Here is a 20,350-nt window from a genome sequence, read left to right as displayed (position 1 = left end):
CCCACCCCGCTCGTCGGTGCGCCTCGGTGGCGCCGATTGTCCCCCAACGTCGCCGCGGCCGCAATCCCCCGCAGCGCCAGCGCTCGGTCCCCAGCCAATTCGGCTTGACGGCAGCCGCGGGAACGGAGAACCATCTGCGGAAGGAGAGGTATGCGATTGACACTCGCGCTGCTGTTCGCCTCCGGACCGATTCTTGCGCTCGTCGCAGGTCCGCCGTTCCTCCTGTGTTGGATCCTCGGCTGGGTCCTGGCCACCCCGGCGTTCCTTGCGATCGCTCACATGCTCCTGCTGCGGAATCGTCGCGACCACGCGGCTGACGGAGCGGGCCGATGACGACGTCGCTCGCGGTCATCGTCTTCATGGTCGTCGCCGCGACGGTTGTAGGCCTCGTGGGCCGCGGACGGGGAGAGATGAACCTCGAACGATGGAGCGTCGGCGGACGGCGCTTCGGCGTGCTGCTCGTCTGGCTGCTGATGGCCGGCGGGGTCGTCGTCGTCTCGCTCATCTGGTCGAGGCACGATCCGTTCCTGGGATTGAACGCCGGATTCGTGGCGCTGGCGGTCAACGTCATCTTGACCGTCTCGAGCCCAATGACTGCGGACCTGAACCGGGACATCGACGCGCTCGCTCCGTCGCTCGTCGACTGGCGACGCGATTTCCACCGCCATCCGGAACTGGCGTTTCAGGAACATCGCACGTCGGCCGTAATCCGGACGTTTCTCGAAGGCTGTGGAATCGACGTGCGGGCGTGCGGAGGTACCGGACTCCGCGGTGTCCTGACGGGCGGCATGCCCGGGCCGACGGTGGCGCTGCGCGCGGACATGGACGGCCTGCCGGTCGCCGAGGAGAATGAGCACGACTACCGGTCGGCCACGCCGGGTACCATGCACGCGTGCGGTCACGACGGCCACATGGCTATTCTCATGGGCGCAGCGACAACGCTCGCCGCTCATCGCGCGTCGCTCGCCGGCACCGTCGTCTTCCTATTCCAGCCGTCGGAAGAGAACCCGCCGGGCGGCGCGAGGCGAATGATCGACGAGGGCGCCCTGGAAGGCGTGGACCGCGTGTTCGGCCTGCACCTCTGGCAGCCGCTGCCCACCGGCTTGGTCGGCCTGTGCAAGGGCGCAATGATGGCGCAGTCCGACACGTTCGAGGTTGTCATCACGGGTCGCGGAGGCCACGCCTCACAGCCGCACCTGACCATCGATCCCGTCCTGGTCGCGTCCCACATCGTGGTGGCGGCCCAGTCGATCGCGAGCCGGTCCGTCGATCCGCTCCAGGCGGTTGTCGTCTCCTTCACGACGGTGCACGGCGGCACGGTGCACAACATCATCCCGAACACGGTGACGCTGACCGGCACCGTGCGCACGCTCGACCTGGCCGTGCAGCGCCTGGCAAGACAACGACTTCAGGAGGTCTGCGAGCGGACCGCTCAGGTCTTCGGCGCAACCGCAGCGTTCACCTACGTCGAAGGGTATCCCCCGCTCGTCAACGATGGTCGGATGGTCGATCTCGTCGGGCGCGTCGCGCTGCGTGAGTTCGGTGACCAACAGGTGGCCACGATGCTGCCGGTGATGGGCGGCGAGGACTTCGCCTACTACCTGCAGCACGTGCAGGGCGCATTCGTCATGCTGGGTACAGGTACCGACCGTCCCTACCCCCACCACAACGCCCGCTTCGACCTCGACGAGCGAGTGCTTCCGATAGGCGTCAGCCTGATGACGCGCGTGGCGCTGGAGATGCTGGCGACGAGCCAGTAGCACGGGCGGGACGCCCGCGCCACTCGGTCACCGCACGGGCGGGACGCCCGTGCCGCTCGGTCTGTCCGTATTCTTGATAGAATCGCCCTGCCCTCGGAGTGGCCCGCCTCGTCCATGAAGCAGCTTGCCCTATGAAAAACACTATCCATGCCCTGGTGATTGGCGTTCTGATTCTGGCGGGCGCGTCGGCCGCTACGGCGCAGACGACGCCCAGTTGGTTGCGGTATCCCGCAATCTCGCCGGATGGGAAGACCATCGTCTTCACGTACAAGGGGGATCTCTACCGCGTGCCCTCCGCCGGAGGCGCGGCCCTGCAGCTGACCACGCACGACGCCCAGGACTTCATGCCGGTGTGGAGCCACGACGGCAAGCAGATCGCGTTCGCCAGCGATCGCTTCGGGAACTTCGACGTCTTCGTGATGCCCGCCGAGGGCGGTGAAGCCCGGCGCCTCACCTTCCACTCGGCGCCAGAGTATCCCTACGCCTTCACGCCGGATGACAAGGCCATCCTGTTCGGCGCTGCCCGCATGGATACCGCCAGCAATCGCGAGTTCCCGACCGGCTCCCAGCCTGAACTCTATCGCGTGCCCGTGACGGGCGGACGCGCGGAGCAGGTGCTGACGACGCCGGCCGAGGACGTGAAGATGAGCCGCAACGGTCAGTTCCTGATCTACCAGGACAAGAAGGGCGGCGAGAACATCTGGCGCAAGCACCACACGTCGGCCATCACGCGCGACATTTGGACCTACGACCTCAAGACCGGAACGCACAAGAAGATCACGACGTTCGCTGGTGAGGACCGGAGCCCGGTACTGACCGACGGCGACACCGCGTTCTTCTACCTGAGCGAGGAGAGTGGCTCGTTCAACGTGCAGAAGATGAGCCTGGTCGGAGGCAAGTCGCAACAGGTAACGTCGTTCAAGCAGGTGCCGGTCCGCTTCCTCAGCCTGTCGGACACCGGCGTCCTGTGCTTCGGCTACGACGGCAGCGTCTACACGATGAAGACCGGCGGCCAGCCGCAGAAAGTCGCGGTGGCCATCGCGGCGGACGCCAGGGCCAACAACGAACGGGTGCTGCCGGTGAACGGCAACGCCCGTGAGATGGTGGTGGCCCCGTCCGGCAAGGAAGTGGCGTTCACCGTCCGCGGGGAGGTGTTCGTCACGAGCGTCGAGGGCAGCGTGACCAAGCGCGTCACCAACACCCCCGACCAGGAACGCAGCGTCGTCTTCTCGCCCGACGGCAAGGCCATCGTCTACGCCTCGGAACGCGGCGGCCGCTGGGGGATCTACGAAACACGACGGACCCGCGACGAGGAGCCGTACTTCTACGCGTCCACGGTGCTCGAGGAGACGCCGCTCATCGTCAACACCCACCAGAACACCCAGCCACGGTTCTCGCCGGACGGGAAGGAGGTGGCCTACGTCGAGGATCACTCGACGCTCAAGATCTACACGCTCGACACCAAGCAGACCCGGGGCCTCCTGACGAGCAACGACCTGGACGAAGGCGAGCAGTACTTCCAGTGGAGCCCCGACAGCAAGTGGATCCTGTTCGACCTGTCCGTGCCGGGCTTCGCGCCCGGCGAGGTCGGCCTCGTGCGCGCCGACGGCAAGAGCCCGGTCGTCAATCTGACCAAGAGCGGGTTCAACGACTCGCGGCCGAAGTGGATCCTCGGCGGCAAGGCGATGCTGTGGTTCAGCAATCGTGACGGCCTCAAGTCGGTGGCACAGAGCGGCGGCGCGCAGGCCGACGTCTACGGGATGTTCTTCACGCAGGAGGCGTGGGACCGATACCGCATGACGAAGGAAGAGTACGCGCTCGTCAAGGAAGCCGAGGACAAGAAGGAGAAGGAGAAGGCCGACGCGGCGAAGAAGGACGCGGCGGCGAAGGACAAGGAGCCGAAGGTCGAAGACCTGGTGATCGACCTCGACGGCATCGAGATCCGCAAGGCCCGCCTGACCGTCCACTCGTCATCGCTCGGCGACGCCCTGGCGAGCAAGGACGGCGAGACCCTGTACTACCTGGCGCGCTTCGAGAAGGGCCAGAACCTCTGGTCCACCAACCTCCGCACGCAGGAAACCAAGATGCTCGTCGCCTTGAACACCAACGGCGGCAGCCTGGCGTGGGACAAGGAGCAGAAGAACCTCTTCCTGCTCGCTGACGGCAGTATCTCGAAGATCGATCCCGCCACCGCCAAGCGCGACCCCGTGAGCATCAACGGCGAGATGGTGCTGGACCAGGCCGCCGAGCGCAAGGAGTCGTTCGATCACGTGTGGCGCACCGTGAAGGACGGGTTCTACACCGCCGGGTACCACGGCGCCGACTGGGATGCCCTGAAGACCGTCTACCAGAAATATCTGCCGCACATCGGGAACAACTTCGAATTCGCCGAGATGCTCGCGGAGATGCTGGGCGAACTGAACATCAGCCACAGCGGCGCGACCTTCACCCCGCAGGTCGCCAATGCAGACGAAACCGCGTCGCTCGGCGTGTTCTTCGATCAGACGTACCGGGGCGTCGGCTACAAGATCGAAGACGTCATCAAGGACGGCCCCTTGAACAAGGCCGACATCGTGGTACGCCCCGGGATGATCGTCGAGGCGATCGACGGGGAGACGATCGCGGCCGACAGGGACCTGGCGCGCTACCTGAACCGCAAGGCGGGCAAGAAGACCCTGGTGCGCATCGCCGACGGCGACAAGAAGTTCGACGTCGTCGTCAAACCGATCAGCCCCGGGGCGGAGAACCGGCTGCTCTACACCCGATGGGTGCGCCGCAATCAGGACGAGGTCGATCGGCTGAGCAACGGGCAACTCGGCTACATCCACGTGCCCGGCATGAACGACGGCGCGTACCGCACGGCCTACGAAGAGGTGATGGGCAAGTTCGCGCTCCGCAAGGGCATTGTCGTCGACACCCGGTTCAACGGCGGAGGCGACCTCGTCGCCGACCTGGCAATGTTCCTGAGCGGGAAGAAGTTCTTCGACTATACGAGCGACAGACGCGCCAACGGATACGAGCCGAACTTCCGCTGGACGAAGCCCAGCATCTCGCTGGCGAACGAGGCCAACTACAGCGATGGCCACTGCTACGCCTACACCGTGAAGGCACTCCATCTCGGGAAGCTGGTTGGGATGCCGACGCCGGGCACCTGCACCTTCGCCGGGTGGGAGGCGCTGGCGGACGGGCTCCGCTGGGGCGTCCCGCACACCGGCGTCAAGGATTCCACCACCGGCAAATACCTCGAGAACCAGCAGACCGAGCCGGATATCAAGCTGATGAACACCTACGAACTGGCGGCGAAGGGCAAGGACGAACAACTCGAAGCCGCCGTCGCAGCGTTGATGAAAGAGATCAAATAGCCGGAGCCGATGAGCGCATCCCTTTTGCTCGATGAAATCGCCGAACAGCCGCAACGCCTCGAGCACCTGCTCGGGGCCGCCGCGGACGACGTCGCGGCGATGGCGGAGGTGTGGCGGCAGCAGGACATCCGCCACGTCGTCATCGCCGCGCGGGGCTCGTCGGACAACGCCGCCCGCTACGCCCAGTACGTCCTGGGCGCGTTCAACCATCTGACCGTCACCCTGGCTACGCCGTCGCTGTTCACGCGGTACCTGATGCCGCCACGAATGGACGGCGCACTGGTCGTCGGCATCTCGCAGTCCGGCGAGTCCCCCGACCTCGTCGCGGTCGTCGAGGAAGGGCGGCGCCAGGGCTGCGCCACGCTGGCCATCACGAACGTGGCTGGATCGCCGCTCACGCACGTGGCCGACCACACACTCCTGCTCGGCGCCGGTGTCGAGCGAAGCGTCGCTGCGACGAAGACCTACACCGCCCAACTCTTCGCGTTGGCGATGATCTCGGTCGCACTCGCTGGCGACGAGGCCCGCCGCCGGGAACTGGCCGCCGTTCCGTCGTGCGTGGCGGAGGCGCTGAGCGTGTCCGAGTCGTCCATGACGGCGGCCGCGTCGGTCCTGAGAGACGCGGGACACGGCGTCGTCATCGGGCGTGGGTTCAACTACGCCACCGCATTCGAGATCTCACTGAAGGCCAAGGAACTGGCCTATGTCGCCGTCGAGCCCTACTCCGCGGCCGACTTCCAGCACGGTCCCATCGCGCTCATCGACACGGGCTTCGCGGCCATCGTCGTCAATGTCGTGGGAGCCGTCAGCCAGGAGGTCGAGGACCTGTTGCGCCTCATGACGACACGCGGCGCTCGACCGGTCGTGCTCTCGAACGTGGAGAGTTCGCTCGCGCTCGGCGCGGCGCCCCTTCGCCTCCCTGCTCGAATTCCAGAGTGGTTGTCGCCGATCGTTGCGATCGTGCCAGGCCAGTTGCTGGCGTTCCATCTCAGTCGGCAGCGAGGGTTCGATCCCGACAACCCGCGCGGTCTGTCCAAGGTGACGCGAACAACCTGACGAGGAGCCGCCATGCGCGCAAGAGCCGTTCGATCCGTTCTCACGTCGGCCCTTCTCGCGGTGGCGACGCTCGCCGTCCTCCTCGCCTCGCCGCTGGCGGCCCAGACGATGGCCCCGATTGCCGATGCCAAGGCCGTCGTGCTCTCCGGCCAGGTTCGCTTCACGGTCCTCGCGCCACGGCTGATACGCCTGGAATGGTCCCCGACACGACAGTTCGAGGACCGCGCGTCGCTGGTTTTCATCAACCGTCAGCAGCCGGTTCCCGCATTCAGGACCGAGACGAAGGGCGGGTGGCTCACCATCGTCACCGACGCGCTCACCGTCCGCTACCGGAAGGACAGCGGGCGCTTCGCCGCCACGAACCTCGAGGTCCGCCTCACGCTGAACGGCATCCCGGTCGTGTGGCGCCCCGGGATGGAAGACAAGGGCAACCTGAAAGGGACCACGCGGACGCTCGACGGCGTGAATGGCCCGGCGACCAAGCTCGAGCCCGGGCTGGTGTCTCGCGACGGCTGGGCGGTCGTGGACGACGCGCCGCGCCTGCTGTACGACAACAGCGACTGGCCGTGGGTCACGCCCCGCCCGGCAGGTGAGCGTCAGGACCTGTACTTCTTCGGCTACGGCCACGACTACCGTGGTGCGATGGCTGATTTCACGAAGGTGGCCGGGCGCATCCCGATGCCGCCGCGCTTCGCGTTCGGCGTGTGGTGGTCCCGGTACTGGGCCTACACGGACCAGGAGTTCAAACAACTCGTCGAGGATTTCGACGCACACACACTGCCGCTCGACGTGCTCGTCGTGGACATGGACTGGCACCGGACCTTCGGCGGGGCGTGGGGCAACGAGAAGGACGCGTCGGGACACACGAAGGGCTGGACCGGCTTCACATGGGACCGCAACTACTTCCCCGAGCCGGCGGCCTTCCTCCAGTGGACCGACGCGCACGGCCTGCGCACGCCGCTCAACCTGCACCCCGCGTCCGGCATTCAGCCGTGGGAGGAACAGTACCCGGCAATGGCAGCGGCGATGGGGCTCGACCCGGCCACGAAGCAATACGTACCGTTCGACATCGTGAACAAGAAGTTCGCACGAAATTTCTTCGACCTGGTGATCCACCCGTTCGAGAAACAGGGGATCGATTTCTGGTGGCTCGACTGGCAGCAGAACGACACGACGTCGCTCGAAGGGATCAACCCGACCTGGTGGCTGAACTATACGTTCTTCACGGACATGGAGCGCCAGGGACGCCATCGCCCGCTCATCTTCCATCGCTGGGGCGGCCTCGGAAACCACCGCTACCAGGTCGGATTCTCCGGGGACACGTACTCCACTTGGCAGTCACTCGCCTACCAGCCCTACTTCACGGCGACGGCGGCGAACGTGGGATTCGGCTACTGGAGCCACGATATCGGCGGCCACATGGAAGGGCCGGTCGAACCGGAACTGTATGCACGCTGGATCCAGTTCGGCACGTTCAGTCCGGTCCTGCGCACGCACACGACGAAGAATCCCGGCGCCGAGCGGCGCATCTGGGCGTATCCGGCCGAATACGCAAAGGCGATGCGCGACGCATTCCTTCTGCGCTATTCCCTCATCCCCTACATCTACACGGCGTCACGCCAGACCTACGACTCTGGCGTTCCGTTCCTGCGACCCACCTACTGGGATTTCCCTGAGGCCGATGAAGCCTACCGGTTCACCGAGCAGTATCTCTTCGGCGACCAGATGCTGATCGCACCAGTCGTCGCCGCGCGAAACGCGACGACGGGCCTTGCCTCGCGCACGATCTGGTTGCCACCGGGCTCCTGGGTGGAGTGGTTCAGCGGGCGCGTCTTCAAGGGACCGCTGACGGTCGATCGGCCGTTCGCCCTCGACGAGATTCCGATCTTCGTGAAGTCCGGATCCATCGTCCCGACGCAGCCTCCCGTGCGTCGCGCCGGCGCGCGGCCGGACGGTCGCATGATCCTCGACGTGTTCCCCGGCGACTCGTCCTCCATCCGCATCTACCAGGACCAGGGAGACTCGACCGCGTATCAGTCGAACGAGTGCGCCTGGACGACCGTGCGGACCACGATCGGAGCCGGCGGCAGCCGGACGATCGACATCCTGCCGGTGGAAGGCTCGTTCCCGGACATGCCGTCACGTCGCGCATTCGACATCCGCTGGCGTGGGACGTTGCCGCCGACAACCGTGGCAGTCAACGGCAGGACCGTCCCTCTCGTCGATGAGGTGACTCGCCTGCGCCGCGCGAGCACAGGTGAAACCGCCTCGGGACCCGAATGGTGGTATGACGGGGAGTCGGCCACGACCGTGATCTCCCTCGGCTTCGCCCCATCGTCGGCGGCCGCGACTGTCACGGTCACCGTGCCGACCGCGCCGGCCGAGTTCACCACGTTGCTGAATGCGCTGCCCGGCGTGATGCGGCGCCTCCGCGATCTCCACGACGTCGTCAACGGCCGCTGGCCCAAGTCGGTTCCGCCAGACGTGCTCCTGCACGCCGTGCAGACGGGCAATCGGATGTCGCTCGAACCGACCGAGGCGCAGGCCGAGCTGGCAATGCTGGCCAGAGAGCTGCCGGCCGTCATCGACGCCATCAACCGGCTGCCGCTGACGCCTGAAGCTCGTCAACGGGCCAACGCGCTCATCGCCGAACTGCAGGCCAGGTAGAACAGGCGGCCGGTCGCAAACGATCCGCACGCGGGAACCGTCCAATGAGTGGGCACCACCCTGTACTGACGCGCACGGTGCCGGCTGTCTCACGGGCGGGACGCCCGTGCCACTCAGCACTGCGGGACGCCCGTGCCACTCAGTACTGCGGGGCGCTCGGGCCACCCAGCACTGCGGGACGTGTGCCACTCAGCACTGCGGGGCGTCCGGGCCACTCAGCACTGCGGGACGCTCGGGCCATTCAATACTGCGGGACGCTCGGGCCACTCAGTGACGCCCGCTCGCTGGAGGACCAATGGCTGCCGACCTGCGAATCGCGCTACGCGCACTGGGTGCGAATCCCGTGTTCAGCGTCACCGTCGTGGCCGTGCTCGCGCTCGGCATTGGAGCCAACTCGGCGATCTTCGGCCTGATCAACCAGACACTGCTGGCTCCGCCCGGGGTATCGGACCCATCGCGCGTCGTGGCGGTCCGGGCGATGTATGCCAAGCTCAACCTGGCGAGTATCGGCCTTTCGGGCCCGGATTTTCGGGACGTGAAGGCCAGCCGCGATGTCTTCGAGCACACGGCAGCGATGGAGCCGGCCGAGCTGATCTACTCGGGTGCCGGTGAGTCGAAGATCCTGCAGGCTGCCAAGGTGTCGCTCGAATGGTTCGATGTGTTCAAGGTCCGCCCGGCGCTGGGACGCGCATTCGTCGCCGAGGAGGACCTGCCCAATGCCACCCCGGTCGTCGTGCTGTCGCATGCCGCCTGGGTTCGGATCTTCGGGGGTGACGCGAGCGTGGTCGGCCGCACAGTCACACTCGATGAACGGTCGACGAAGATCGTCGGCGTGATGCCGGAGGGCTTCCGCTGGCCGCAGGAAGTGGACGCCTGGGTGCCGCTGGCGCTGCCGGCAGCGGAATTCACCGAGGACTACCGATTCAATGAGCACCTGTTCGCTGTCGCCCGGAGCAGGCCGGGCGTGTCGCTCGCCACAGCAGATGCGAGGGTCCGGACGGTCGCGGACCGCCTCAAGGGCGGAACCGACGAGAACGCCGCCTTTGCAAAGGGATCGCGCTGGGGCATGTTCGCGATCGCGTTCACCGATTTCACCGCGGGCGACACCAGGCAGCCGATGCTGGTCCTGCTCGGCGCCGTGGGGTTCGTTCTCCTCATTGCCTGCGCCAACATCGCCGGACTGATGCTGGCGCGCACGACGGGCCGGAGCCGGGAGATCGCCGTCCGGGTGGCCCTCGGTGCCGGGCGCTGGCAACTGCTCCGCCATACCGTCGCCGAATGTCTGGTGCTCTCGATCGCGGGCACCGCGCTGGGAATCCTGCTCGCGTCCATCGTCATGCGGGTTCTGCTCGCCGTGGCGCCAAAGGGCTCCGTCGTCGGCCTGCAGGCGTCCGTCGATCTTCGCGTGCTCGGATTCGCCGCCGTCACGGCCGTCGTGGCCGCGTTCCTCTTCGCGCTGGCGCCGGCCTGGCAGGTCACGCAAGTAGCCGCCGCCGAGCAGTTGAAGGGCTCGTCGCGCACGTCGACCGGCGGGCGCGGCCGGCTCCGGTCGGTGCTCGTCGTGGCAGAGACGTCGCTCGCGATGATCCTGCTCGTCGGCGCCGCACTCCTGATCCGGAGTCTCATTCAGATCCAGCACATCGATCCTGGATTCGTGACCCGGGGCGTGGTCCTGGGCGGAGTGTCGCTCCCGGAGAAGCGCTACGCCGCGCCCGAGGAGCGCGCGGCGTTCTTCCGGGCGCTCATCGACCGGATCCGCCAGTCGCCGTCGGTGCTCACGGCCGGCGCGGGGACGCCGCTGCCCTTCAACAGCGGCGATTCGTCCTCGTCCTTCTCGATCGAAGGCGAGACGCGGCCGCCGGGCGACCCGGGACCGCACGGTCGAACGCGCGTCGTTTCTCCCGAGTACTTCACCGCTCTCGGGATCCCGGTGCGCACGGGCCGCGTGTTCACCGACGACGATCGAATCGGCACCGAGTTCGTCACGGTGATCGATGAGAACCTGGCCCGTCGCTACTGGCCCGGTCAGGATCCGATCGGTCGTCGCATTCGGAACGGCGAGAAATGGATGACGATCGTGGGCGTCGTGGGACACGTGCTGCACTCGACGCTGGTGGGAGAGACCGACAAGGGGACGTTCTACCAATGCCTGTACCAGCGGCCCCGTCTGGGTGCGTGGCTCGTCGTGCGCCTGAAGGACGGCGCCCCGGAATCGACCGCCATCGTCGAGTCGGCCGTCCGAGGCCTGGCACCGACGCTGGCCGTGCAGCGGGCGGCCACGATGAGCGAGCGCGTGAACGAGTCGCTGGCGCCGCGGCGTTTCGTCGTTCGCGTGCTGATCGCCTTTGCCCTGGTCGCGCTGCTGATGGCCGCGCTGGGTCTGTACGGGGTCGTCAGCTACGCGGTTGCGCGTCGAACGCAGGAGATCGGACTCCGGATGGCCCTCGGTGCCGATCGGGCATCGGTCCTGAAGCTGGTGCTCGGCCAGGGGCTTGGCCTGGCCGGCGCCGGCATCGCCGCGGGCGCCGCCGGTGCGGCCGTGATTAGCGCGCTGCTGGCCAATCAGCTCTACCACGTCAGTCCGTTCGACCCGGTCACGTTCGGCGGCATGATCGTCGTCCTCATGGCGACGGCGGCCCTGGCAACCTACATTCCGGCCCGAACGGCGAGCCGGATCGAGCCGTTGGTCGCGTTGCGGTACGAGTGACGACGAGTCCTGGGGGGCGCGTCACCAGACGCCAGATTGCGAGGCTTGCACACCATTCGACGATCGCGTGAAGCGCACGATGTACGGGCGTCGTATACTCCAGCAAGCGCCGCCTGGACGAAAGGGACTCTGCCATGATCGCCCGTCTCATCGCCGCTACACTGCTGGTTGTGTTCATCGGAAGTGCGCCCGCCGCCGCGCAGGAGGAGGGCCAGGTCGGCCTGGTGATGGGATATCCCGCCGCCGTTGGCCTGCAGTGGCAGGCATCCGATCGCGTCGCGATACGACCGGAGATCACCCTCTCGGGATCGTCGGGCGACGTGACATCCGCCACCAGAGTCTCCTCGAACAACAGTTCCTGGACGGCCGGATTCGCCGTCTCGGCGCTGTTCTACGTCGCCAGGAAGGACGGCCTGCGAACGTATGTGAGCCCGAGGTTCTCGTACGTGAGATCGAATTCGACCTCGGCGGGGCAGGGACCGCCCGCCTCCGAATCGGAGAATACGGGGGCGACCTACTCGGCAACGGGATCGTTCGGCGCGCAGTACTTGCTGGCCAAGCGGTTCAGCGTGTTCGGAGAGGTTGGATTCTCGTACGGACGCCAGACATCGTCGTTCGCCTCCACGACAGCCTACGTCATCGGGTCCGACGGCAGCGCACACACGTGGGGCACGAGAAGCACCGTCGGGGTAATCGTCTACTTCCATTGAGTGCCGCGGGCACGGCTTGCCCGGCCGCAGCCGTACGGCGAAGGCGGGAGGCCCGCGGGCACTCCCTGCCCCGTGGTCTATCGGTGCGCGACCGACAGCAGCACGCGGAGCACGCTCGGGCGCGCCAGCGCAAGAACGGCCGAGAGCAGACGTGGCCGTGCGAGCACGGCGCGGGACACACCGCCGAGCCGCAGCCTCGCCCGGTAGCGCGCACGCCACTCCCGTGAATACGACGCAGCGATGGCGTCGGCGTCAGGATGATCGGCCCAGGCAGCGAGGCTCGGCAGCAACGCCGGTCCGGTTCCGAGCGCGCGGCTGATACCCTCTCCCAGATACGGATCGCCGACCGCCGCGGCATCCCCCGCGAGCACACGTCCGGCGGAAGGCCACATCGCGCGCGAGAACGGCAAGGGACCAACACCGCGAAATGGCGTGACGCGCCGCGCTCCACTCAGCAACCGTGCAAGCACCCGCTGCCTGTCGATGGCGGCCGCGTAAACCTCATCCCACCCCGTCGCTCCGACCATGCGGTCACACGTCAGTCCGCAAACGTTCGTCGAGCCGTCGGCGAACGTCAGAACGCCAACGTAGCCGGACCGGTAGAAGTGCAGCGAGAGAGTGCCAGGGGCGGCTGGCACTCCGTTGAATAGCGCATTCCAGCCAAACCACCCGGCGACGGGTCTCGCGCGCGGGCGCCCGGAGAGCGACGAATACCGCCCGTCGGCGACGACAAGACACGCGCCGTCGAGCTCCCGTTCACTCCCCTGTTCGCGCCACGTCAGTCGCCAGCCCACCGAGACGCGGCGCGCGGCCGTCGCCCGGGCGTTCCAGCGAATCGCGCCGCCGCGACGAATGAACGCTTCGGCGAGTGTCTGCTCGAGCACCGGACGCGGCACCGCGAGGCCACCAAGACCGCCGCGGACAATTGGCACGACCGCCTCGCGGCCGTTCGGCGAGGTCACACGAGCCGCGGTCACCGGCACGGCCCCTGCCGCCACCACATCCTCCAACACCTGCAGCGACGCGAGATGCCGCGTCCCCTCGGGATTGATGAACGCGCCACACACGCGAGGCGGCGGCGACGCGTGCTGCTCGATGATGGTGGCGGCACACCCCGCGCGGAGCAGCGCGAGACCGGCGCTCAGTCCAGCGGGGCCGGCGCCGACGACGAGCACCTCACGCACGGAGCAGATCCTTCTGTCCCGAAAGGCTGACGCGGAACGGACCCTCGCGTTCGGCCGCCAGATACGTAAGCCCCGTGTTGGACGCCAGCTGTTCGAGTTCGTCCACGGTGAACGCACGCCGAACCGACAGGGGGCCATCGTGTCGGACGACGTGGTTGCCCGCGACGAGGGCCAGCGCTCCGACGGCGACGAGCGCCACGGGCGATCGCATGAGGTCGCTGATGATGACGCCCCGCACGGCCAGCCGATCGATTGCACGGAGCGCGTCCGGGGTGCGCGACGGCGGCACGTGATGGAGGAACAGGGACGCGACGACGATGTCGAACCGGCGCCCGCTCGCCGCGAGGTCGAAGAGACTGCATCGTTCGACGGTGATCTCAGGAACGCGGCTCACCCGCGCGCGAGCGGCCTCGACGATGTCCGGGGCACTGTCAATGGCCGTCACCCGCAGGTCGAGACCGAGGGGGCGTGCCCAGTTGATCAGCGCGACCGGTACGTCGGCGCCACCGGTCCCGACGTCGAGGATTCGAAGGGAGGCGGTAAATGCGCGCTGCCCGTGCCATGAGACGAACCGCCGGAGAACGACCGCGGCGCCACCAAAGCAGCGGTTCGTGAGTTCCAGGAAACGGAGCGTCTTCCGGACCACGGGCGCCGGCCACTGGTTCGAGTCCATGAGTTCTTCGCCAGTGGCCCGCGCGACGAGGTCGAGACGACGCCGGACGAACTGATCGAACCGCGCCCCGGACATTCAGTACTCGACAAGCGCCGCGTGCGCGGCAAAGCCTGCACCGAAGGCGCAGATGACGCCGAGGTCGCCGTTCTGTGGAGGATGGCGCCGCTGTTCTTCGTCGAGCACGAACAGCACCGAGGGGGACGACAGGTTGCCCGACGTGCGCATCACGGCGCGAGCGGCATCCAGCGCGTCGACCGGCAGTTCGAGGGCTCGCTCGATCGCATCGAGCACGAGGCGGCCGCCCGCGTGCACCATCCAGTGCGCCACGGTCTCAGGCGCCGTGTCGTGTTCGGCCAGCAGTTCTCCAACCAGACGTCGGCACGCGCGGCCGGCGCGGATCGGCACGTCCCGGCTGAGGACGTTGCGAAGGTGCCCGCCTTCGGTCCTGAACCGCAGCGCCTCACGCCACGCCGGCAAGGTCAGCGAACGGAATCCCACGAACCTCGGCCGCCGCTCGTCGCCGGACCGCGTCCCTCGATCGGCGCGCCGTAGAATCGCCGCCGCCGAGCCGTCGCCGAAGATCGCGTTCGAGATCACCAGCTCGGGCTCGTTGCCGAGAAACACCGCGGCGCTGCAGATCTCGGTGGAGACGACCGCGGCCGTCGCGGCCGGGTGCGCCGCCAGGAACTCGCACGCGCGCTCGAGCGCCGGGACCGCGGCGCCGCATCCCATGCCGGTCAGATCGGCGCACCGGACATCGGCACGCAGGCCGGCCTGCTCGATGATGTAGGAACTCAGGCCCGGGCAGAGATACCCCGTGCACGTGGTGGCTGCAAGGAAGTCGACGTCTGTCGGCTTCAGCGCCGCCTTGGCGAGAGCGCCGGACAGGGCTGCGGTAGACAGCCGCGTCGCCCACCGCTCGAAGCGCGCGAGCACCCGCTCGTGGTCGGTGTCGAGCAGATCGCTGAGATCGTCGAACGCGAAATGTCGCGTCCGGATCCCCTCGTCGGCCATGACCCGCGTATAGAGAGCCCGGGCCTCGTCGCTGAGCTGCACGTGATCGAGCCCCCAGGCGAGCGCGTCTCGTTGGGAGATGCAGTGTGGAGGCAGCGCGGTCCCGACCGCAATGAGGGACACCGGTGTTCCTGAGGCCGCAAGGCCGCCAGGGCGGGAACTGGGGGGCATATCCCAGTATAGGTCAGAGATTGGCCGGCGTTCGGGATGATCGAAAGGAGAACATACAGCGAAACATAGGCTATTCGCAGCGCAGTGCCTCGACCGGATTGATCCCGGCTGCACGACGCGCCGGGACGTAGGCTGCGACTCCCGCCACCGCCAGCAGCAGCGCCACCGAAGCCACGATCGTGACCGGGTCGGTCGGCTTCAGTCCGAAGAGAATCGACTCGACGAACCGGGTCGCCGCAAGCGCTGCAGCCATCCCCACGCACGCTCCCGGGACCACGACCTTCGCGCTGTCCAGCAGCACCAGGCGCAACACGGCACCCCGGCTCGCCCCGAGTGCCAGCCTGACTCCCATCTCTCCCGTCCGCCGCGCGACCGCGAAAGCGACGACGCCGTAGAGACCGACCGCCGCCAGCAGCAGGGCCACCACACCGAACGCCGACGATAGCGTCGACAGGCTCCGTTCCATCGACAGTTGCTGCGCAATCTGTTCCCGGTACGTCCTGATCCGCGTGACCGGCAGCGTCGGCTCCAGTTCGTGCACGACCCGCGTGATGTCGGCCGACAATCGTCCCGGATCCCCGGTGACCTTCATCGCAAAGGTCGGCCCCATCGGGAGCGCGTGCTGCGCGTCGGACAGGAAGGCGATGGGTGATTCGGGACGACGAAGCCGCGCGTACTTGGTGTCGCGCACCACGCCCACGATCTCGAACGCAACGGGGTCCCGTTCGAGTTCGACCGTGAACGACTGGCCGAGCGGCCTCGTGCCTCCGAGGTACTTCGCCACGAACGACTGGTTGACAATGGCGACTCTTGGCGCCGTCGCGCCGTCGCGCGCGTCGAAGGTCCGTCCCGCCACCAGCGGAACCTGCAGGGTTCGATGAAACCCCGGGCCGACGCTGAGCAGGTTGCACGGCGGTCGCTTGGCTGCCGGCTGACCCACCACCCGCACGGTGGTGTTCCAGCTGATGTTGTCCACCAGCGCGAACGTCGACCAGGTCACCGCGGTGACGTTCGGAAGCCGCGTCAGTCGGGCCGCCACTCGCTCGGTCGCCTGGGCCTTTTGCGCATCGGAGTAGCCGCCGGACGTCGGATCGAGCGAGAAGAGGACGATGCCGTCGGGATTGAAGCCGAGCGGCACTGCCTGCAGATTCCCCAGGCTGCGCACGAACAGGCCCGCCACGACCAGCAACAGCAGCGACAGCGCGATCTGCACGGCTACGAGCGGTCGGCCCAGTCCCAGCCGCTGTCTCCAGCCCGGCCGCACCGTCGTGCCCGCCCGGAGCGCGGTGGCAATCGACGATCGCGACAAGGCTATGGCCGGAGCGAGGCCGACCAGGAGCCCGGCGCCAACGGCGACGGCCAGGTTGAAGGCCAGAACCCGCCAACTGAACCCGAGGTCGAGGACGAGTGCCGACCTCTCGGGCGCGAGCGACAGCATCGCGGCGGCGAACCAGCGGGCGAAGAGGAAACCGCCGGCGCCGCTGATGAGTGCCAGCATCAGGCTCTCGGTGAGGTGCTGTCGCACCAGCCGCAGCCGCCCCGCGCCGAGCGCGAGACGCATCGCCGCCTCCTTGCGGCGGGCCGCGCCACGCGCAAGGAGAAGGTTGGCGACGTTCGAGCACGCGATCAGCAGGACCAGGACGACGAGTGTCATCAGGATCGTAAACGGCTTCACGCTGTCTGCGTTCTGAAAGGCAAATCCCCGATCGCCAGTCCGCAGTCCGAACGTCGCGTGCTGCTTCGGCTCGGTGATGAGCGGCTTGACCATCGCGGCGAACTGCGCGCCAAGCGAGGCCTTGAGTGCCGCGGTCGTCGCGCCCGGCTTGGGGCGCCCCACCAGTTGCAGCCACCAGAAGTGGTCGGTCGTCAGCGGGGATTCCTTGACGAACTCCGGCATGAGCTTCGCGATCCAGCACGCCGGAACGTAAAAGTCCGACCACCGTCCGGGCTGCATGCCGAAGAACGGCTTCGGAGCCACCCCGACGACGGTGAACGTCTGGCCGTTGACACGCATGGCGGCGCCGATGGCGCCCGGATCGCTGCCAAACACCTTCTGCCAGAACCGATGGCTGAGGACGATCGTCGGCGGCGAAGCGAGCGAGTTGTCCCCGTCGACGAACAACCGGCCGACGGCCGGCGTCACGCCGAGCACCCGGAAGAAGTTGCCCGTCACGAGCGAGCCATCCGCGGTTCCCGCCCCGCCCCGGATCAGGGTGATGGCGCTGTTCAACTCCTGGAAGCCAGCCAGGTCGACCCCTGGCGTTTTCGCGAATTGCTCGTACATCGCGTACGAGAACGACCACGAGTTGTTGTCGTCGTCGTTCGAGCCCCAGATCCCGATCTTCGGCCACTCGGTCGAGTGCCACTGCGGGACCACCAGTTCCTCGGGTCGCTGTACGGGCAGCGGCCGGATCAGCAAGCCGTCGCCAACCGCGAAGACGCCCGTCGTCCCGCCAATCGCGAGGCCAAGCGACAGGATGGCCGCGACCGTCAGGGCCGGCGAGCGACGGAGCAGTCGCAGGCCCAGCCAGAGATCCTGCCGCACGCTCTCGAGCCACGTCAGGAGGCGCGCGTCGCGCACGCGTTCCCGCATCAGCAGGGGGCTGCCGAATCGACGCAGTGCCTTGCGACGGGCGTCCGCTGGTGACAGGCCCTCACGCTCGTAGGCCTGCGCGCGCATGTCGATGTGGAAGCGCATCTCCTCGTCCAGATCGCGGTCGAGGCGGCCGAGGCGAAACGTTGCGAGCAGTCGTTGGATCCACATGGCTGTCCTACGTGACCTGGAGTACTCGAGAAATCGCACCCACGACGAGGCGCCAGTTGCGCTCTTCGTCGGCCAGTTGCCTCGATCCCGAGGCGGTGATGCCGTAGAACTTCGCGCGGCGGTTGTTCTCCGACGTCCGCCAGTTCGATCGAACCCATCCGGCCAGCTCCATCCGGTGGAGTGCCGGGTACAGCGACCCCTCCTCCATTCGCAGCACATCGCCTGATACCGACTCGACGTGGAGGGCGATGCCGTACCCGTGGAGCGGGCCGCGCGAGGCGAGGGTCTTGAGGATCAACAGGTCGAGTGCGCCTTGCAGGTTGTCGGGTTTCTTCGGCATGGAGGTCGTCGCTGAGATGTCTTACTAAGTTGTCTAGGTATATAGACGATAGCACATGGTGGGAGGTTCCTGAAAGTCGCGGTGGTCGCGGCCGCGACACTCGCCACCACTCTGGCGTGTGCGGGAAATTACGACGGGAACGGCCTCGAGCCACAATTGTCTGCCCTGAGGGCGACTTTCCAACCATGCCGCGGGTCCGGCCATCGATTGAACACCCAAATTTGTCCGATTCGGATTGGCCGACGCTGGTGTAGCATTTGCACTAGATTTGGCGCGATTTTGGCCACAGCGTGCGGGACCTCGTGGCACCACCTTGTCGGTGTGCTGTCAGCGTCGCACCCGCACAACCAGTTGCCCAAACACATCAGTTTCGAGGGGGTGTCCATGAAACGACTGTTTTGCCTGGCTCTACTCGGCGTCTTGGTTGGCAGCGCGTCCACCGGGATCCATGCCCAGTCGCAGAACGGCACGAAGCACTACTTGATCCTCGCGAAGGGACAGGGCGCGGGCAGCACCGCATTCCTCGACTCCGTCACCGCGGCCGGTGGAAAAGTGACGGGCGTACTCGAGAACATCGGCGTGGTGCTGGCCGATTCGAAGAGTCCGACGTTCCTGGCTGACATCAGGGCGGAGCATGCCGTGCAGGATGTGGCCGAGGACGTGGAAGTCCAGTGGCTCTCACCGAACGAGCATGCCGTGGAGGCGACCGACGTCGAGCAACTCGGCGTCAACAGCGAACCGCGTTCGGGCTACCAGTGGAACATGCGACAGATTCACGCCGACCTGACGGCCGCCAACGGCGACATGGGCTGGGGCGCGAAGCGCGCCAGGGTGGCAGTCCTCGACGCCGGGATCTGGAGCGGACACCCGGACATCGGGCCGAATGTCAATCTGTCGCTCAGCACGTCGTTCGTGCCGACGGAACCTGGAATCGATCCGGTCGTGTACGGTTTCAACCACGGCACCCACGTCGCCGGAATCATCGCCGCACCGATCAACAACATCGGGACTCAGGGCGTTGCTCCGCAGGCGGAGATCGTGGCCGTCAAGGTGCTCAGAAGCAGCACTGGCAGCGGATCGTTCTCGTGGATCATCAGCGGGATCATGTACGCGTCTGGCCCTGAGGTCCAAGCCGATGTCATCAACATGAGCCTGGGCGCCACGTTCGACCGCATCAACGCGGGCGGCGGCGGATCCGGACCGCTGATTGCGGCGCTCAACCGCGCCATCAACCACGCCACGGCGGTCGGCACCCTGTGCATCAGCGCGGCGGGCAATGAGGGCGTCAACCTGAACAGCCGCTTGTGGGTGATTCCGGCGCAGTCGGGCAACGGCATGGCGGTGGCGGCGACCGCGCCGTGTGCGCAAGCCAACTTCGACCAGCCGGCCTCTTACACCAACTACGGCCAGTCGGTCGTCAGCGTGGCGGCACCTGGTGGCGACTTCAACTGCGGGACGGTGCTCGATTTGGTCCTCAGTCCGGCAGGGCGCACCAGTGGCGGCACCTGGCAGTATTTCTTTGCCGCCGGCACCTCGATGGCGGCACCACACGTCTCCGGCGTGGCCGCCCTGATCGTGGGCAAGTACGGCCGCATGGCGCCGGCGCAGCTCAAGGCGCTCATTCAGAAGTCGGCCGACGACATCCTCAAGCCCGGTGCCGATCCGTACAGCGGCAAGGGGCGCATCAACGCATGGAGCGCGCTGCAGTGGTAGCCGATCGAGCCTAGACAGATTCGCAGGGGGGGGGGCACCGCCATGGTGCCCCCGCTCTTCCGCGACCTCGAACGCCACACCGACGTCTACTCGAACCTGGCCGCGGCCAGCGCCTTCCCCGTCATGCCTTATCCCGGGTACGGAACACCAACCGCCGGACGGCCACTCGATCAGGCCATTGCGGTTCTCGTGCCTGCCCTGCGCGCGGGCGGAACCAGGGTAGTGACCG

At 67.1% G+C, this 20,350-nt stretch carries 13 protein-coding genes; 8 read left to right on the top strand and 5 right to left on the bottom strand.

Annotation, left to right across the window (positions count from 1 at the left end; translation table 11 throughout):
- Positions 1–150 precede the first annotated feature (150 nt).
- The 7 genes from VGK32_09125 to VGK32_09095 all read left to right on the top strand — a co-directional run bounded on the left by VGK32_09125 (position 151) and on the right by VGK32_09095 (position 12,262).
- Positions 151–333, top strand: coding sequence for a hypothetical protein (locus VGK32_09125; protein ID HEY3381916.1), 183 nt, complete (start codon positions 151–153; stop codon positions 331–333).
- Complete coding sequence (locus VGK32_09120) at positions 330–1,760, top strand: amidohydrolase (protein HEY3381915.1); 1,431 nt, start codon at positions 330–332, stop codon at positions 1,758–1,760. Before VGK32_09125 ends, VGK32_09120 begins: the two co-directional genes overlap by 4 nt.
- A 131-nt stretch (positions 1,761–1,891) precedes the next feature.
- Positions 1,892–5,122, top strand: a complete 3,231-nt coding sequence (locus VGK32_09115) for a S41 family peptidase (GenBank protein ID HEY3381914.1) — start codon at positions 1,892–1,894, stop codon at positions 5,120–5,122.
- A gap of 9 nt (positions 5,123–5,131) precedes the next feature.
- Positions 5,132–6,178 carry an SIS domain-containing protein gene (locus VGK32_09110; GenBank protein HEY3381913.1) on the top strand — a complete coding sequence of 349 codons (1,047 nt, stop codon included), beginning with the start codon at positions 5,132–5,134 and terminating at the stop codon, positions 6,176–6,178.
- Between the two features lie 12 nt (positions 6,179–6,190).
- Positions 6,191–8,845: a TIM-barrel domain-containing protein gene (locus VGK32_09105; GenBank protein ID HEY3381912.1), complete on the top strand. Its 2,655-nt coding sequence runs from the start codon at positions 6,191–6,193 to the stop codon at positions 8,843–8,845.
- 295 nt (positions 8,846–9,140) lie between these two features.
- Complete coding sequence (locus tag VGK32_09100) at positions 9,141–11,552, top strand: ABC transporter permease (GenBank protein HEY3381911.1); 2,412 nt, start codon at positions 9,141–9,143, stop codon at positions 11,550–11,552.
- A gap of 134 nt (positions 11,553–11,686) precedes the next feature.
- Positions 11,687–12,262 (top strand): hypothetical protein, encoded by a 576-nt coding sequence (locus VGK32_09095; GenBank protein HEY3381910.1) that lies wholly within the window; start codon positions 11,687–11,689, stop codon positions 12,260–12,262.
- 77 nt (positions 12,263–12,339) lie between these two features.
- Here the strand turns inward: VGK32_09095 and VGK32_09090 are convergent, their stop codons facing one another.
- From VGK32_09090 to VGK32_09070, 5 genes are all read right to left on the bottom strand, one after another.
- On the bottom strand, positions 12,340–13,446 hold the full coding sequence (locus VGK32_09090; protein HEY3381909.1) for an NAD(P)/FAD-dependent oxidoreductase: 1,107 nt from the start codon (positions 13,444–13,446) through the stop codon (positions 12,340–12,342).
- Positions 13,439–14,194, bottom strand: a complete 756-nt coding sequence (locus VGK32_09085) for a methyltransferase domain-containing protein (protein ID HEY3381908.1) — start codon at positions 14,192–14,194, stop codon at positions 13,439–13,441. The genes VGK32_09090 and VGK32_09085 overlap by 8 nt, the downstream gene beginning before the upstream one ends.
- Positions 14,195–15,256 carry a 3-oxoacyl-[acyl-carrier-protein] synthase III C-terminal domain-containing protein gene (locus VGK32_09080; GenBank protein HEY3381907.1) on the bottom strand — a complete coding sequence of 354 codons (1,062 nt, stop codon included), beginning with the start codon at positions 15,254–15,256 and terminating at the stop codon, positions 14,195–14,197.
- 118 nt (positions 15,257–15,374) lie between these two features.
- Positions 15,375–18,068, bottom strand: a complete 2,694-nt coding sequence (locus VGK32_09075; GenBank protein HEY3381906.1) for an ABC transporter permease — start codon at positions 18,066–18,068, stop codon at positions 15,375–15,377.
- Positions 18,069–18,075: 7 nt separating this feature from the next.
- Complete coding sequence (locus tag VGK32_09070; protein ID HEY3381905.1) at positions 18,076–18,408, bottom strand: PadR family transcriptional regulator; 333 nt, start codon at positions 18,406–18,408, stop codon at positions 18,076–18,078.
- Positions 18,409–18,792: 384 nt separating this feature from the next.
- On the opposite strand from VGK32_09070, the gene VGK32_09065 reads away from it, so the two are divergent.
- On the top strand, positions 18,793–20,121 hold the full coding sequence (locus VGK32_09065) for a S8 family serine peptidase (protein ID HEY3381904.1): 1,329 nt from the start codon (positions 18,793–18,795) through the stop codon (positions 20,119–20,121).
- Positions 20,122–20,350: the final 229 nt, after the last annotated feature.

This window comes from Vicinamibacterales bacterium, from assembly GCA_036504215.1.
Classification (GTDB): domain Bacteria; phylum Acidobacteriota; class Vicinamibacteria; order Vicinamibacterales; family Fen-181; genus FEN-299.
The sequence above is the reverse complement of the archived record's forward strand: the minus strand, read 5'-3'. Positions and strand labels throughout refer to the sequence as shown.